Here is a 16,731-nt window from a genome sequence, read left to right as displayed (position 1 = left end):
AATTTTAATTAGTTTTAAATAGGTTGGATTAAATATGCTTGTTAGAAAAAATAATTTTATAATTTTATTAATTAGTCCGTTACTTTTTTTAATTTCTTATATTTTCTCTTTGCAAGGTCCAAGCTTTTCAAAAGACTACATGGGGTATTATTATTATTATTATTATGAAATGCCAAAAACTATTGAGCCAGTTTTTCACATATTAGTAAATTTGTTGAAAAGCTTCAATCTTGAATTTGGTATATTGTTATTGTTATTTTTTTTGGGTTCTATTTTTTTTAAAATCTTAAGTATTCCTAATTTTATAATAAGAAGAGATGTAAAATTTATAAATATATTTTTCTTTTGTTCATTTTACTTTGTGGTTTTCTTTGCTTTATGGGATCTAACACAAATTCGGGTTGGACTCGGTATGGCATTTTATATTTATGGTCTTTCTTGCAAAGATAAGAGGTTGAAAAATTTATTTTATTTGTTATCCGTTTTAACTCATTATTCGTTATTTATTGTTTTCGTGGCAAAATTAATCTATGAATTTTTTAAAAATAAAAGCTATGCATTTTTTTTAGCTTTTTTAATAAATTTTTTAATTTTTACACTATTAAAATTTAGTCCTTATCAGGAGAGTTATGATAGTTATGAATATAATGAGGTAACGACCTTTTTTTCTGCTAAATTATTCTTTGTTTTTTTATCTATTATATATATATATATAGGATTTTATTTTAGAAAGGTTGAAAGTCTTATTGATTTAACAAGTCTCTATATTTCTTTTTTTCTTATGTTGACATATGTTTTTTTATATTCTAACTATCCAGTAATTGCTATTAGATTTTTAGAATTATCACTTTTCTTTGTGTTGTTTACTTTAAGTTTTTTAAAGCAAAATAAGTATTTCTTTTATTATAGTTTCTTAACACTAATGTTGTTCTCTTTTTATTTTATTAGATTATATTATTTGTCTGAAAACTCTTTAATTAACTTTATGAACTGGGGTAACTAATGATTATTGCAATAATTGTAACATTTAATCCTAATTTAATAAATTTATCCAACCTCATTTTACAGTTGAAAAAACAATCTGTAAAAGCTATTGTTGTTGATAATGGTTCAAAAAATATTAATGAATTAGAAGAATTAAATAATATTGGAGGAAGGATATATAAACTTAATAATAATCTAGGTATTGCTACGGCTCAAAATAAGGGAGTCGAAAAAGCAATCGAATTAGGCGCAGAGCAGATTTTGTTTTTTGATCAAGATAGTTCAATTCCCGAGGATTATATTGAAAATTTATATTCAGATTATGAGTTATTAATTCATGATAATATTAAAATAGGAGCTATTGGGCCACGTTTTATAGATGATAGGTATAATTTTTATTATAAAACGATTAGTGTTACAAAAAATGGCTTTCGTATAAAACATGATGTTTCCAATATAGATAAACCAATTCATTCAACATTATTGATTTCGTCTGGATCAATGATATCCGTCAATACATTAAAAACGGTTGGTTTAATGAGGGATAATTACTTTATTGATTATGTAGATACAGAATGGTGTTTGCGCGCTGAAAGCTTAGGTTATAAAAACTTTATTTCTGCAAAAGCGGTTATGCGCCATACAATTGGTGATAATGTTATTAATCTTAAATTTTTTAATGTTCCTGTCCATTCAGCTTTTCGTCGTTACTATAGAGTTCGTAATGCATTTTATATGATGCGCGAACCTCATGTACCTGTAATATTAGCTATTCGTGAAATATTTTTTAGTTTCATCCATCAGATTATTTTAATTAGTTTTGAAAGAAATAAATCTGGCTATTTAAAATCATATTTCAAGGGTTTAAGAGATGGTATAGCAAAACGGGAAACTGCTAATGATTAAGATAGTTTCATCTATTGTAATTTACAAACACACATATGTTGAGCTTCAAGATACATTGAATTGTTTAATAGCTTCAAATCATATCAAAAAAATTATTTTAGTTGATAACGATGAAAGTGATTGGGCATCTACCTTTGAACATGATAAGGTTATTTATTTGAAATCAAAAGGAAATTTTGGTTTTGGATATGGTCACAATCAAGCGATAAATAAATATGCTACTGATTGTGATTTTTTCCTGATTTGTAATCCTGATATTATGTTTGAAGAATCTGAATTTGATAATTTAGTCAAGTTTGCAAGTCAGTGTAATGAGGGATTATTTCTTCCAAAGATTGTTTATACTAATGGGGAAAACCAATTTGGTGCACGCCTTTTACCTACTCCATTGAATCTTTTTGCTCGAAGATTTTCCAAAAAATGGGCTATGAGTCTAGACCAAGAATATTTATTAAAAGGTTACTCTATTCAACAACCTATTTTTGCTCCTTACCTTTCTGGTTGTTTTATGTTATTTCGCTCTAGTGCTCTTTTAGATCTTAAAGGCTTTGATGAGAGATTCTTTATGTATATGGAAGATGTGGATTTATCAAGGCGTTGTGCTGAGAGTTTTGGTGCTATATATTATCCACATGCTCAAATAGTACATGTTCACGAACAAGCATCATACAAAAACAAACAATTACTTAAAGCTCATCTGAAAAGTGCTATACAATACTTCAATAAATGGGGATGGTTTTATGACATTGACCGTAGTAAGCTTAACAAAAAATGCTTAAACCAGTTTCACATATAATGTAATTTAAAATGAAAATTGTAGGTATATTAAGATGTTAAAGAGGCTTTTAGATATTTTTATTTCCCTATTTGCCTTACTTATTCTAATGCCTGTTTTTCTGATTGTAGTTTATAAAGTTCGGAAAAATTTAGGTTCTCCTGTTTTTTTCTTGCAAGAACGTCCAGGCAAAGATGGTAAATTGTTTAAAATGATTAAGTTTCGTTCAATGAAGGATGGAGTGGATCAGGATGGCAATATTTTACCAGATGAAGAACGAATAACTCCTTTTGGACAAAAATTACGTTCTACTACCTTAGACGAAATGCCACAGCTTATTAATGTATTAAAGGGTGATATGAGTATTGTGGGGCCTCGTCCTCAACTTGCTGATTTTATGCAGCACTACACTCCAAGACAAATGCGTCGCCATGAGGTAAGGCCTGGTATGACTGGCCTTGCTCAAGTAAGTGGTCGTAATAATTTAAGTTGGGAAGAAAAATTTGAATTAGATGTTGAATATGTTGAGAAGCATAATATCTGGTTAGATTTTAAAATTATGTTAAAAACAGTACAGGTTATGCTGAAGAAAGAAGGTATTAATGCACCAGATCAGTTAGTGGGAGCAAGCCGCTTTTCAGGTTCGCCAAAAAAAGATGAAGTACAATATTAATTGTTAGTTATAAAGTTAGCCATATGATCAAAAAAGCAGTTTTACCAGTTGCTGGTTTAGGTACACGTTTTTTGCCTGCAAGTAAGTCTATTCCTAAAGAAATGGTTACGGTAGTTGACCGACCTGCTATTGAATATGTAGTACGTGAGGCAGTCGAAGCGGGTATTGAGCAAATTATTTTTGTAACGCATTCGGCTAAAGTTGCTATTGAGGATTATTTTGATCATGATTTTGAGTTAGAAACAATATTAAAAGAAAAACAGAAATTTGATTTACTTAAAGAAATTACTGATATTTTGCCTTCAAATGTAAGCATTGTTAGTGTGCGCCAACCTCAGCCGTTAGGGCTAGGGCATGCTGTTTTATGCGCAAAAAGTGTAATCGGCAATGATGATTTTGCGGTATTGTTACCAGATGTATTAGTTAAAGATAACTCAGAAAAAAATGATTTATCCCAGATGGTCGCTCGGTATGCTGAGAGTAAAGCCGCACAAATTATGGTAGAAGCAATACCTGATGATTTGGTAGACCAATATGGGATTGTTGATGTCACGAGAATACCAGATGTAGGTGAAAGTATAGCTATACAGGATATTATTGAAAAGCCACCGATTGGGTCTGCCCCTTCAAATCTCTCTGTGGTTGGTCGTTACGTATTACCAGCAAAAATTATGCACCTTTTAGAGAACATTCCTAAAGGTGCAAGTAGTGAGATTCAATTGACAGATGCGATTGCTGTGCTACAGCAAACAGATAGGGTGGAAGCTTATCGTATGCGGGGTCAAACTTTTGACTGTGGTAGTAAGCTTGGTTATTTAAAAGCTGTACTTCACTATGGTATTGAGCATCCTAAATTGGGAAATGATTTTAAGCAGTTGATTCATGAACTTAAATTATAATTTTTTGTAGCTCTAATTAAATATTTGTAAAATTTAATCAATATATGAGTTAAGCAATATATTCTCTTCCCGTAAATGGAAGAGAACTCTACAGAATATTAAAAACAGGTGTGCAATGAAAATCGCGGTGTTTGGAACCACCTTACATGCTGGTGTAATGGCAGCGTTATTAGCTGAATATGGTAATCAGATCTATTGGTGTACAAGTGTCACCTGTGAGGAAAATATATCTGTACTTTCATATCAAGATCAAGAAGTTAATAATTATTTAAATAAACAAAGGAAAGCTGGTTTTTTAATAGAATGTTCATTCTCTCAAATTCCTTTAGATATTGAAGTTTATTTATTTTGTTTTAGTCCAACACAAATAGAATTTGCTTTAAAAACAGTTGAGAAGTTAAGTGAACGTCCAATTGTTCATCCGAGATTAATGGTAAATGGTTCTACCTTTGGTTTACATGGCACCGCTAAATTAAAGCATCATTTACCTAAAGACGAATGGGTTTATTTTCCTGACGTGATTCAGGAAGGAAATGCAATTAATAGTGTATTGAATGTAAAACATGTCATTGTTGGAGTTGAATCAAACTCTGCTCAAGATACGATGCAAGAGTTATTGCGTCCATTCTTCCGTTTTAGCTATCAATATTTATTCATGCCGATTTTGGATGCCGAATTTACTAAGCTCAGTATTTCAGGCATGTTGGCAACTAGAATTAGTTATATGAATGACCTTGCACTAGTTGCGGAAAAATTGGGCATTGATATTGCCAATGTAAAGCATGGCATTGCTGCAGATACACGTATTGGCGCAGCTTACTTGTCAGCAGGCGTTGGATTTGGTGGTGAAAATTTTTCACATGATATTCTTACACTCTCCAGTACAGTTTCTGAAACAGGTGTGAAAAGCCGACTATTAGAACAAGTTTGGGCGATTAACGAACAACAAAAAGAAATTTTATTCCGTAAATTATGGAACTATTATCATTGTGACTTGAGTGGAAAAACTGTCGCAATTTGGGGAGCTTCTTTTAAAGAGAATACTCCAAGTACGCACAATTCTCCTATTCATATTTTATTAGCTGCTTTATGGGCTCAAGGTGTGAAAGTTCGGTTACATGATCCACAAGCTCTTGAGGAAATTGCAGGCATATATGGCAGTCGTGAAGACCTGATTTTATGTGCTGATCGATATGAAGCAGCACAAGGGGCACATGCCCTGTGTCTGGTTACAGCATGGAAGCAATATTGGAGTCCCGACTTTAACTATTTACAACAATTAATGCTACATCCACTGATTTTGGATGGGCGTAATATTTATGATCCAGCATATGTCAAATCTAAGGGTTTTGCTTATGAAGGGGTAGGTCGATTATGAATAAATCTATCGAAAAGTTTCCTAAAGAGTTAGTTTCGCCTATCGCTCAGCTTCATTCTTTGGTTGAGAAAAATTCGAATCTACATATAAAAGAACTATTTGCATCAGAGTCTGATCGATTTCAGCAATACTCTGTAAAGTTCGATCAACTGGTTTTTGATTATAGTAAGCACCGTGTCAATAAAAATGTTTTAGAACAGTTAGTATCTTTAGCAAAATCTAAACAATTGACGCACTGGATTGAACGCTTATTTTCTCAAGATAAAGTTAACTGTACCGAGCAGCGTGCGGCAATGCATTGGGCTTTACGCTTACCATCAGAGTATTCTAAATTTCCAGGATTAACTAAACAAGTCCATGAACAATTGCAGCGTATGTATGCGTTGGTTGAGAAAATACATGCTGGACAATATCGTGGCGCTACAGGCGAAGTCATTCAGGATGTTGTGAATATTGGAGTGGGGGGATCTGATTTAGGTCCACTCATGGTCACTCACGCATTGTCTGACTTTAAAGTACAGACAGTAAAGCCTTTAAATGTACACTTTGTTTCTACAATGGACGGCAGTCAGCTTTCTGAAAAACTACATAAGCTGCGCCCGGAAACAACTTTATTTATTATTTCCTCAAAGTCATTTGGTACCATTGATACTTTATCAAATGCACAAACAGTTCGTCAGTGGCTTGAAAAAGCTTTAGGAAAGCATGACCGAGTTGTAAAAAGTCACTTTATTGGTGTGTCTACAAAAGCTGATAAGATGACAGACTGGGGAATTGCCCCTGAAAACCAGTTGCTACTTTGGGATTGGGTGGGTGGTCGCTATTCTCTCTGGTCTTGTATTGGTTTCCCTATCGCTTTGACAATCGGCGTTAAAGGTTTCCAACAGCTTTTAGCTGGAGCCCATGCTATTGATGAACATTTTCAACATACAAGTTTTGAGCAAAATATACCGGTTCTCATGGCATTATTGGGAATCTGGAATAATAATTTTTTAAATATTCAGACCCATGCAGTATTACCCTATGATGGGAGATTAAAGTATTTTGCTGCTTATTTACAGCAGCTTGAAATGGAGTCTAACGGTAAATCTGTACAGAGAGGTGGGCAGAAAGTCGAATTAGATACTTGCCCAATTGTATGGGGGGAAGTGGGACCAAATGCTCAACATGCCTTTTATCAGTTGCTCCATCAAGGAACTCAGGCGGTAAGTTGTGATTTTATTGCCCCTGTGCAACGTTATAATGCAGACCATTTTACTTATGTAGAAAATGCTGAGGCATTGATTGAACAGCATCATCTTGCATTATCAAATTGTTTGGCACAATCACGTTTATTAGCTTTTGGTAATGAAGCACTAGATACGAAAGAACTAGAGAACTTGCCTATTCATAAGCAATATGAAGGAAACCAGCCAAGTTCAACATTACTTTTAAAAGAACTAAATCCCTATAGTTTAGGGATGTTGATTGCTTTATATGAGCATAAAGTATTTGTTCAATCTGTAATCTGGAATATTAATCCGTTTGATCAATGGGGTGTAGAAAAAGGTAAACAGATCGCCGATCAACTACTTCCGATTTTAAATGGTGCTCAAAACGATCTTTCAACACTTGATGCTTCAACGCGTGGATTAATTAAAATTTTATTAGAAAAAGTTGATGGATAAAATTTCAGATAACACTAGAGTAAGATTTAAAAAATTGATTATTTAATTTTTCTAAATATCAATTACCTACCTTTCTTGAATTGAGATAAAGCTCTTTTCTAAAAAGAGGCTACAGTTGTAGTGACTACTTTCATGCTAGTATTCGCGACAATCCTGTTAGCCTCTTTTTTGTCGTCATGGTTTTTCTCCGTCAGCAATTGTTGTTTATCTTTATTGCCTTTTTATCCACCTGTGTCGGTGTATATGTTGCATGGGATATGAACCTGACTTGGCATAAGTTTTATAGCTATTTGATTTCAGAAAAAGCTATTTTTTCAATTCTATTTAACTATGCCGTAATTCAACTATTTTTTATTGTAGTTGGTCGTAAGTATACGGCTCTTTTTTTAAGCCAATTATTCGTTATATTTTTAAATTTTATTAATAAGAAGAAGCAACAATATCTATTTAGTAATTTAAGCCCTGAAGATATTTTTTTACTTCCTGAGGCTATGAAAGCGACTCCTTGGCACTTACAGCTCATCTTTTTTATGCTGATTATTTTCTTTCTTATTGTACTGCTTATCGCTATACGTAAAGAAAGTAAAGCTACTTTTCACGCCTATGTTCCTAATATTATTATTTTTGCATTGCTTGCAAGTGGCTTAATTTACTTAAATTTTATTAAAAATCCCACAGGAGCGTGTTTTTCAGAAAATAAACCTATGATTTGTGCCAGTTTACAAGAATTTCCAAATACGAGAAATGACTGGATCGGCGACTATCGAAAAATTCAAGATTACGGGTTTGTGACTTTTTACGTATCTAAGGTATTGGATAATGTAACCAGTGTTTTATTACCTAACCGTAAAGTATCTGAGCAAGAGATACAGCAGATTTTGCAGGAACATCATTTGGTTCAATCTTTAGACGACAATGAGAAGGAATATCCGAACATAGTTATCATGATGGAAGAATCTTTTTGGGATTCTCATCATTTAGATAGTGGTTTACCAAAAGACTTACTATCTTTTGTTCATCAAAATCAGGTCTCTAATTTACTGTCTCCTTCTTTTGGAGGAGGTACTGCGAATGTTGAATTTGAAGTCCTTACGAGCCTCAATACAACTTTTTTCCCAAATGAGTTGTTATATGTTTCTAAGCTGAAAAAGCCAATTTATGCATTACCTTATTATTTAAATTCAATTGGTTATCAAACAATTGCAATGCATAATAACTATGGTTATTACTATAATCGCAATAAGGTATATCCAGCATTGGGGTTTGATAAATTTATATCACTTGAAAATATGATTGCCCAAAAAGATCGGTCTACAGTCTTTAATTTAGGTGGGTGGGCCACAGATGATCTTATTTTTGATTCGCTTAAGTCTACTTTAGAAGAGAACGAGCAACAGCCAAAGTTTATTTATGCGATTACTGTTGAAAATCATCCTATGTATAACGATGATCGTTTTGGTAAGCAAAATTATAAATTTAACAAAGAATTATCTGAAACCGAAAAGCAGAAATTAAGTACTTATACTGCTGGAACTGCGCGTGCTAACCAAAAACTAAAAGAGTTCGCTGAATATTTAAAGACGGTAGATCGACCAACAATTTTAATCGCTTTTGGTGATCATTTGCCTAATTTGCAAGAAGTCTATGATAGATATGGATTTTTTAAAGAAGATACTGAGAGAACTAACCTAAAAAATTACCAGACTCCGTTTGTAGTGTGGAGTAATTATAAATTAGATAAGAAGCCTTTAAAGCAACCATATATTGCTGCAAGTTTTGTGGCTCCAAAGCTATTAAAGCTGGCAGGGCTACCTTTGTCAGACTATTATCAATTTATTGATAATGTTTCGAATTGTTATAGTGCCATACATCAAAAATTTGTAAAAGAAGCTCCAACTTGTAACTTTAACAATAAAGCTTTGTTAAAGGATTATGAAAATTTAAATAGAGATGTATTAGATGGGAATAATCATACTTATAAGATTATGCAAAATACTCAAATAGAGATGGAAAAGTAATTTCCATCTCTATTATATAGGAATTATTAAGACTGAATTAATCCAGTCAATTCATCTACATAATATTGCATTGGCTGAGCTTGGCGGTCTGCACGGCTTTCAATGTTGAGACGTAGTAAAGGCTCGGTGTTTGAAGCACGGACATTAAAACGCCATGCGCCAAAGTCGAGGCTTACCCCATCGGTACGGTCAATTTGTGGATTTTGATTCGCATAGAAGTCGAAAATCTTTTGAATCGTAGTTTGCGTATCGGCTACTTTAAAGTTGATTTCACCACTACAAGGGAACTTGGCAATCATATTTTCAACGAGTGTTGAGAGAGATTGTCCTGTTTCAGAGAGTAGAGCAATGGTGAGTAACCAAGGAATCATACCGCTGTCACAGTAAGCAAAATCACGGAAATAGTGATGGGCACTCATTTCACCGCCGTATACTGCATTGTGTTCACGCATAACATCTTTAATAAATGCATGCCCCGATTTTGACTGTACAGCAACACCTTTATATTCGTCGACGATATCAAATGTGTTCCACACTAAACGTGGGTCATGCACAATTTTTTCGCCTGACTGTTTGATTAAGAAAGCTTGAGCCAATAGGCCGACAATATAGTAGCCCTCAATGAATTGACCTTTTTCATCGAACAAGAAACAGCGGTCAAAGTCGCCGTCCCATGCAATACCCATATCTGCTTTATGCTCAAGAACAGCATTTCGGGTACTGTCACGGTTTTCAATTAAAATTGGGTTAGGGATGCCATTTGGGAAAGTGCCATCTGCTTCATGATGAATTTTAATAAATTCAACCGGTACATTAAGCGCTTTAAATTTTTCTTCAATGGCATCAATCACATGACCAGCTGCACCATTACCCGCGTTTACCACTAACTTTAATGGACGGATTTTTGCAGGTTCAATATAAGTCAGTAGATGGTCAACGAACTCAGGCAAAATGTTATAGCTTTGCGTTGTACCTTTTTGACCAACTTCTTCAAAGTTATTGGTCTCTGCTAAAGCCTGAATTTCTTTTAAACCAGTATCGGCACTAATTGGACGAGCATTTTCTCGAACCAATTTCATACCGTTATAGTCCATTGGGTTATGACTCGCAGTTACTTCTATACCACCTTGTACGTCTAAATGAAAAGCTGCAAAGTACACTTCTTCAGTACCCGTCATGCCTAAATCAAGCACATTCACACCTGCATCATTTAAACCGCGGATGGCCGCTTGTTTTAAAGCCTCACTGCTTAGACGAATATCACAACCTACAACCACAGTTTTTGGTTTATAGATTTGTCCGTAAGCGCGGCCAATTTTATAGGCGATTTCTTCATTCAATTCGGTGCCGAGTTTGCCTCGGATATCATAAGCTTTAAAACACGTTAAAGTAGTCATTATTCAATTCAATACATGTGGTTTGAGTTGTGTGCACATTATACATAGATCATGAAATAGGTACGTTTATAGTTTTTATATTCAAATACTTCATTTCTGTAGGTCATATTTAAGTTTATAAGGAAGCTTTTTACGACTTTAGTCGAATAAAAAAAATTATAGATGAGAAATGGCTTGATTTTTATTGTCTCTATTGGTCATACCAATTTTGATAATTATTTAATTATTGATCTTACCAATAACTGTGTTTATGATGCGCATTGTGGTTAAAGGGAAAACATTTGCACTTAAATTTTAATTGGTCATACCAATTTGTGTTAAATGTTGAAATTTTAAGGTACAAAAATTCGTCCCGGCATTTCAAGGAGATGACAATGCTCAATATGTGGCAACAACTTTATGACCCTTTAAATAATATTTGGCTGTCTAGTGCGGTTGCATTAATCCCGATTATTTTCTTCTTTTTGGCCTTGGCTGTTTTTCGTTTAAAAGGCAGTATCGCGGGTACGGGCACAGTTATTATTGCATTACTGATTGCACTCTTTTTCTATCAAATGCCGGGTCAAATGGCCTTTGCGTCAATTATTTACGGTTTCTTCTACGGTCTATGGCCAATTTCATGGATCATTATTGGGGCAGTTTTTCTATACAAGATTTCGGTAAAAACAGGCCAGTTTGAAATTATCCGCTCAAGCATTCTATCTATTACCGAAGACCAACGTTTGCAAATGTTACTTGTTGGTTTTGCATTTGGTACTTTCCTTGAAGGAGCTGCGGGCTTTGGTGCTCCTGTCGCAATTACCGCAGCACTACTTGTCGGCTTAGGGTTTAAGCCACTTTACGCTGCTGGTTTATGTTTAATTGTAAATACAGCGCCAGTTGCATTCGGTGCAATGGGTATTCCAATTATTGTGGCGGGGCAGGTTTCCGGTGTAGACACTATGGAAATTAGCCAGATGGTGGGTCGTCAGTTGCCATTTTTAACCATTATTGTGCTGTTCTGGATTATGGCGATTATGGATGGCTGGCGTGGTGTTAAGGAAACTTGGCCTGCGGTATTGGTCGGTGGTGGTGCTTTTGCGATTGCTCAGTATCTCACCTCTAACTTTATTGGCCCTGAGTTACCAGACATTACCGCAGCAATTGCTTCATTGGTCAGCCTGACGTTGTTATTCCGTGTTTGGAAACCAAAACATATTTTCCGTTTTGAACCTGAAGCGGGTCAGACTTTGACTCAGCAACCTACAACAGTTCAACGTTATAGCATTGGGAAAATTGCAAAAGCATGGTCTCCATTTGCTATTTTAACGGTAATGGTCACGATTTGGAGCGTTAAGCCATTCAAAGCATTATTTGCAAAAGATGGTGCTCTTGAACACTGGATTTTTAAACTTGAAGTGCCGTATTTACACAAATTGGTCGAGAAAATGCCACCGATTGTGTCCGAGATGAAACCATACGAAGCGATTTATAAGTTTGACTGGTTCTCTGCAACAGGTACTGCAATTTTTATTGCTGCAATCATCACAGTTATTTTCTTAAAAATGAAAGCAAGTGAGGCAGTAACAACCTTCGGTGAAACGCTCAATGAGTTAAAAACACCGATTTACTCGATTGGTATGGTGTTGGCATTTGCTTTTATTGCGAACTATTCAGGTTTATCTGCAACTTTGGCTTTGGCTCTATCGCATACGGGTCATGCGTTTACTTTCTTCTCGCCATTTTTGGGTTGGCTTGGTGTGTTCCTTACTGGTTCAGACACTTCTTCAAATGCTTTGTTCTCGGCACTACAGGCAACTACAGCTCAGCAAATTGGTATTCCGGAAGTGTTATTGGTCGCTGCGAATACCAGCGGTGGTGTGACCGGTAAGATGATTTCTCCGCAGTCGATTGCGATTGCGTGTGCCGCAGTAGGCTTAGTTGGAAAAGAGTCTGACTTGTTCCGTTTCACGGTAAAACATAGCATCATATTCACTGTCTTTGTTGGCATCATTATCACGGTTCAGGCTTATCTGGTTCCGTGGATGATTCCATAACTCCAGTGAAGGAAACGCGATGAGAATCTCCGATCAAGTGGTCATGAAATTGCAGGCATTAATTGAAGAGCGTCACATGAAAAAAGGTGACCGCTTGCCTGCCGAGCGCCAGCTTGCAACTAGCTTAGGAGTTTCTCGTCCATCCTTACGTGAAGCAATTCAACAGCTCAATAGTCAAGGTGTACTGATTAGTCGCCGTGGTGATGGAACTTATATTCAGCAATTACCTGAACAATGGCCACAGCAACTGATTGTGAATCCAATCAGTAACCTGATTGAAGAAGATCCGTTATACCGTTTTGATGTGCAAGAGGCGCGTTTGGTGCTCGAAGGGGGAACTGCATGGTATGCCGCGTTACGTTCGACCCCAGAAGATCGCGCCAAAATTCATCATTATTTTAATGAAATTAGTCGCCATCAAAATGCGGGTGACTCAGCACAGGCTGCGGTCGCGGATGCTGAATTCCACTTAGCGATTGCTGAAGCCTCCCACAATGTGGTGCTGATTCAAATGATGCGAAGTCTATTTGATTTGCTGCAATACAACGTCTTGTTAGGGCGTAAGAAAGTTTATAACGACCCCGTAAATGGTGACTTGCTGAGCGAGCAGCATTTTCAGGTGATGGATGCTATTGATCGTAAAGATCCCGAGGCCGCACGCCAAGCTGTCTGCGGTCATATTGAATTTGTGATTAATCATGTGCGTTCTCTGGATGAAGATGAAGCTCGCCAGAAACGTGCAAACCGTTTAAATAGAGTTGATTCAAAATGATTATTTCTTCTGGCAATGATTATCGTGCTGCGGCACAACGTCGCTTACCCCCATTTTTATTTCACTATATTGATGGTGGAGCGTATGCGGAATATACCTTAAAGCGTAACGTACAAGATTTGTCAGAAATTGCATTGCGTCAGCGTGTGCTGAATGACATGTCCGCGTTGAGTTTAGAGACAAAACTGTTTAATGAAACGCTGTCGATGCCAGTTGCCTTGGCGCCTGTGGGTTTAACAGGTATGTATGCACGCCGTGGTGAAGTACAAGCCGCAATGGCAGCCGATAAAAAAGGTATTCCATTTACGCTTTCAACGGTTTCTGTTTGCCCGATTGAGGAAGTTGCACCTGCAATTAACCGTCCGATGTGGTTCCAGCTTTATGTGTTACGTGACCGCGGTTTTATGCGTAATGCTTTGGAACGTGCAAAAGCGGCAGGTTGTTCAACACTGGTGTTTACCGTAGATATGCCTGTGCCGGGTGCACGTTATCGTGATGCCCATTCGGGTATGAGTGGGCCAAATGCTGCGATGCGCCGTTATATGCAGTCAGTGTTTCATCCGCACTGGTCATGGAATGTGGGCTTAATGGGACGTCCGCACGACTTGGGAAATATCTCTAAATATTTAGGTAAGCCGACTGGGCTTGAAGATTATATTGGTTGGTTAGGCTCGAACTTTGACCCATCCATTTCATGGAAAGACCTTGAGTGGATTCGTGAGTTTTGGGATGGCCCAATGGTGATTAAAGGTATTTTAGATCCTGAAGATGCCAAAGATGCTGTGCGTTTTGGTGCAGATGGCATTGTGGTATCAAATCATGGTGGTCGTCAGTTAGATGGCGTGATGTCTTCTGCTCGTGCATTGCCTGCAATTGCTGATGCAGTAAAAGGTGACTTAGCAATTTTGGCTGACTCAGGCATTCGTAATGGTTTAGACGTGGTGCGCATGTTGGCGCTTGGTGCGGATACGGTTTTACTTGGCCGTGCGTTTGTTTATGCCTTGGCAGCAGCAGGTGGACAAGGTGTGTCGAACTTACTTGATTTAATTGATAAGGAAATGCGTGTTGCGATGACGCTCACGGGTGCTAAGTCGATTTCAGATATTAATGCGGATTGTTTAGTACAGGCGATTAAACAAGGACTTTAAGACATAGTAAGTAAAGCAATAAGCACAGCCTCAAAATTTGGTGATTTGCTGATGTTTTACGTATAGGCATTTGTCACTTTTGAAAGGTCAAAAGTAACCAAAAACCTTTTGTTGAGCAAACAGTACTTCCTTGTACGGTTGCTCAACAGGCGGCATCCATGCCGCCAACGCGTAGCCAATTTGCATTAAATCTAATACCTAGAGATTAGCTGCTGGTGCTAAGCGTCAATGAGCTGCTTACATCGAACTTTTCTCTGTAAGACCCCATTGTGTTTCTCTAAATTTAAAAAAACTATGTGGTATGGATGACCAAAAGGAAACCATCATGCAAACATTTTCTCCTCAAGCAGTGATCGAACGCTTACAAAATATTGTAGGGCGTTCTTATGTTTTGACCGATGATCAAAGTACGCGTCAGTACCGTCAAGGTCGTCGTTTTGGTGAGGGGAAAGTGCTTGCAGTGGTTGTACCAGGGACTTTGCTAGAGCAATGGCAAGTGTTGCAGGCTGCAATTGAGGCGGACTGTATTGTGATTATGCAGGCAGCAAATACAGGACTCACCGGTGGTTCAACTCCGTATGGCGATGACTATGATCGTCCTGTTTTGGTTATGAGTACCCGCCGTTTAAAGGGTATTCAAGTCATCCATGACGGCAAGCAAGTCATTTGTTTACCGGGTGCGACCTTAGATAATTTAGAGCAAATTTTAAAAGGCTATAATCGTGAACCTCATTCGGTGATTGGTTCATCTTGTATTGGTGCTTCGGTACTTGGTGGTGTGTGTAATAACTCTGGTGGTGCACTGGTACGCCGTGGTCCTGCGTATACGGAACTGGCGTTATATGCTCAGGTCAATGCTGCTGGTCAGTTAGAACTGGTGAACCATTTAGGGGTGAATTTAGGCTCGACACCCGAAGAAATTTTGACGCGTTTAGAGAAGCAACAATACCAAGCTATAGATATTTTAGATGACAGTGAAAAACAGGCGTCTGACCATCGTTATGCCCACGATGTGACTCAAGTCGATGAAGATACGCCTGCTCGTTTTAATGCAGACCCGTCACGATTGTTTGAAGCATCAGGTTCGGCAGGTAAAGTCTGTGTGTTTGCTGTACGCCTTGATACCTATGAAAAAGTAGAGAGCAGTGTTTTTTATATTGGTAGTAATGATGCCGATGATTTAACGGCTATTCGTCGCTACTTACTGACCTCACTGCCAAGCTTGCCAATTGCGGGCGAATATATTCACCGTGATGCTTATTTGATTGGTGAAAAGTACGGAAAAGACACCTTCTTATTTATTGAAAAGTTTGGTACAGCCAATGTTCCAAAAGCCTTTGCGATGAAAGATAAAGTCGATGGCTTTTTAGAAAAATTTAAAATTAAAGGCTTAACAGACCAGATTTTACAGGCGATTACCTTCTTTTTACCGAGTCATTTGCCTAAGCGTATGACCGAATATCGAGACCGTTACGAGCACCATTTAGTACTACGCGTTGAAAATAATTCGAAAGCACAGACAGAGCAATTTTTAAAAGAATATTTTACTGTGCATCAGTCAGGTAATTATTTTGTATGTAGTGAAGAGGAAGGTCGAAAGGCGTTCTTACACCGTTTTGCGATTGCAGGGGCGGCAATTCGTTATCGTGATACGCACCATAGTGAAGTTGAAGATATTGTGGCGCTTGATATTGCGTTACGTCGTAATGACCGCGAATGGGTAGAGCAACTACCAGCCGAGATGGAAAACAAAATTCTCTATAAACTCTATTATGGGCATTTCTTTTGTCATGTGTTCCATCAAGACTATATTCTTAAAAAGGGCAATGACCCTTTAGAAATGGAACATCAAATGTGGAAATTACTCGATGCGCGCCGTGCTGAATATCCGGCAGAGCATAATGTTGGGCATCTTTACATTGCCAAACCTGCATTAGCCAATTTCTATCAAAAACTCGACCCAACCAATAGCTTTAATGTGGGTATTGGCCATACCTCAAAACTGAAATATTGGGGTAAGGCTAAATCTTAATATCGAGACATAAAAAAAGGCGCCGAAGCGCCTTTTTTATAGATGT

13 protein-coding genes are annotated in these 16,731 nt (G+C 37.0%); 12 read left to right on the top strand and 1 reads right to left on the bottom strand.

Annotated features, from left to right (window positions below; genetic code table 11):
- Positions 1–34 precede the first annotated feature (34 nt).
- From MKL51_RS19880 to MKL51_RS19845, 8 genes are all read left to right on the top strand, one after another.
- Positions 35–1,003 (top strand): EpsG family protein, encoded by a 969-nt coding sequence (locus MKL51_RS19880; protein ID WP_017482350.1) that lies wholly within the window; start codon positions 35–37, stop codon positions 1,001–1,003.
- Positions 1,003–1,890: a glycosyltransferase family 2 protein gene (locus MKL51_RS19875; protein ID WP_017482349.1), complete on the top strand. Its 888-nt coding sequence runs from the start codon at positions 1,003–1,005 to the stop codon at positions 1,888–1,890. The genes MKL51_RS19880 and MKL51_RS19875 overlap by 1 nt, the downstream gene beginning before the upstream one ends.
- A complete protein-coding gene (locus tag MKL51_RS19870) occupies positions 1,883–2,686 on the top strand; it encodes a glycosyltransferase (protein ID WP_017482348.1) in 804 nt (267 codons plus the stop codon). The genes MKL51_RS19875 and MKL51_RS19870 overlap by 8 nt, the downstream gene beginning before the upstream one ends.
- 34 nt (positions 2,687–2,720) lie before the next feature.
- Positions 2,721–3,338 carry a sugar transferase gene (locus MKL51_RS19865; RefSeq protein ID WP_017482347.1) on the top strand — a complete coding sequence of 206 codons (618 nt, stop codon included), beginning with the start codon at positions 2,721–2,723 and terminating at the stop codon, positions 3,336–3,338.
- A 23-nt stretch (positions 3,339–3,361) separates the two neighbouring features.
- Positions 3,362–4,237, top strand: a complete 876-nt coding sequence (gene galU, locus MKL51_RS19860) for a UTP--glucose-1-phosphate uridylyltransferase GalU (protein WP_017482346.1) — start codon at positions 3,362–3,364, stop codon at positions 4,235–4,237.
- Between the two features lie 115 nt (positions 4,238–4,352).
- The gene (locus MKL51_RS19855; protein WP_017482345.1) at positions 4,353–5,615 is read left to right on the top strand and encodes a UDP binding domain-containing protein; all 1,263 of its coding nucleotides are present in this window, start codon (positions 4,353–4,355) and stop codon (positions 5,613–5,615) included.
- Positions 5,612–7,282, top strand: coding sequence for a glucose-6-phosphate isomerase (gene pgi / locus MKL51_RS19850; RefSeq protein ID WP_017482344.1), 1,671 nt, complete (start codon positions 5,612–5,614; stop codon positions 7,280–7,282). The genes MKL51_RS19855 and pgi overlap by 4 nt, the downstream gene beginning before the upstream one ends.
- 176 nt (positions 7,283–7,458) lie before the next feature.
- The gene (locus MKL51_RS19845) at positions 7,459–9,300 is read left to right on the top strand and encodes an LTA synthase family protein (protein WP_017482343.1); all 1,842 of its coding nucleotides are present in this window, start codon (positions 7,459–7,461) and stop codon (positions 9,298–9,300) included.
- Between the two features lie 26 nt (positions 9,301–9,326).
- On the opposite strand, the gene MKL51_RS19840 is transcribed toward MKL51_RS19845, so the two are convergent.
- The gene (locus MKL51_RS19840; RefSeq protein WP_000209935.1) at positions 9,327–10,697 is read right to left on the bottom strand and encodes a phosphomannomutase/phosphoglucomutase; all 1,371 of its coding nucleotides are present in this window, start codon (positions 10,695–10,697) and stop codon (positions 9,327–9,329) included.
- 368 nt (positions 10,698–11,065) lie between these two features.
- Here MKL51_RS19840 and lldP point away from each other — a divergent pair, with 368 nt between their 5' ends.
- The 4 genes from lldP (at position 11,066) to dld (ending at position 16,685) form a co-directional block, all read left to right on the top strand.
- Positions 11,066–12,733 carry an L-lactate permease gene (lldP, locus tag MKL51_RS19835; RefSeq protein WP_171057068.1) on the top strand — a complete coding sequence of 556 codons (1,668 nt, stop codon included), beginning with the start codon at positions 11,066–11,068 and terminating at the stop codon, positions 12,731–12,733.
- 19 nt (positions 12,734–12,752) lie between these two features.
- A complete protein-coding gene (gene lldR / locus MKL51_RS19830; RefSeq protein WP_001222772.1) occupies positions 12,753–13,505 on the top strand; it encodes a transcriptional regulator LldR in 753 nt (250 codons plus the stop codon).
- Complete coding sequence (lldD, locus tag MKL51_RS19825; protein ID WP_000587282.1) at positions 13,502–14,653, top strand: FMN-dependent L-lactate dehydrogenase LldD; 1,152 nt, start codon at positions 13,502–13,504, stop codon at positions 14,651–14,653. The genes lldR and lldD overlap by 4 nt, the downstream gene beginning before the upstream one ends.
- 325 nt (positions 14,654–14,978) lie before the next feature.
- The gene (dld, locus tag MKL51_RS19820) at positions 14,979–16,685 is read left to right on the top strand and encodes a D-lactate dehydrogenase (RefSeq protein WP_001193026.1); all 1,707 of its coding nucleotides are present in this window, start codon (positions 14,979–14,981) and stop codon (positions 16,683–16,685) included.
- Positions 16,686–16,731 lie beyond the last annotated feature (46 nt).

The sequence above is a fragment of the Acinetobacter sp. AOR18_HL genome (assembly GCF_027855145.1).
GTDB lineage: Bacteria > Pseudomonadota > Gammaproteobacteria > Pseudomonadales > Moraxellaceae > Acinetobacter > Acinetobacter pittii.
Note: the sequence above shows the minus strand (reverse complement) of the source record. Positions and strands in the feature narration are given on the sequence as shown.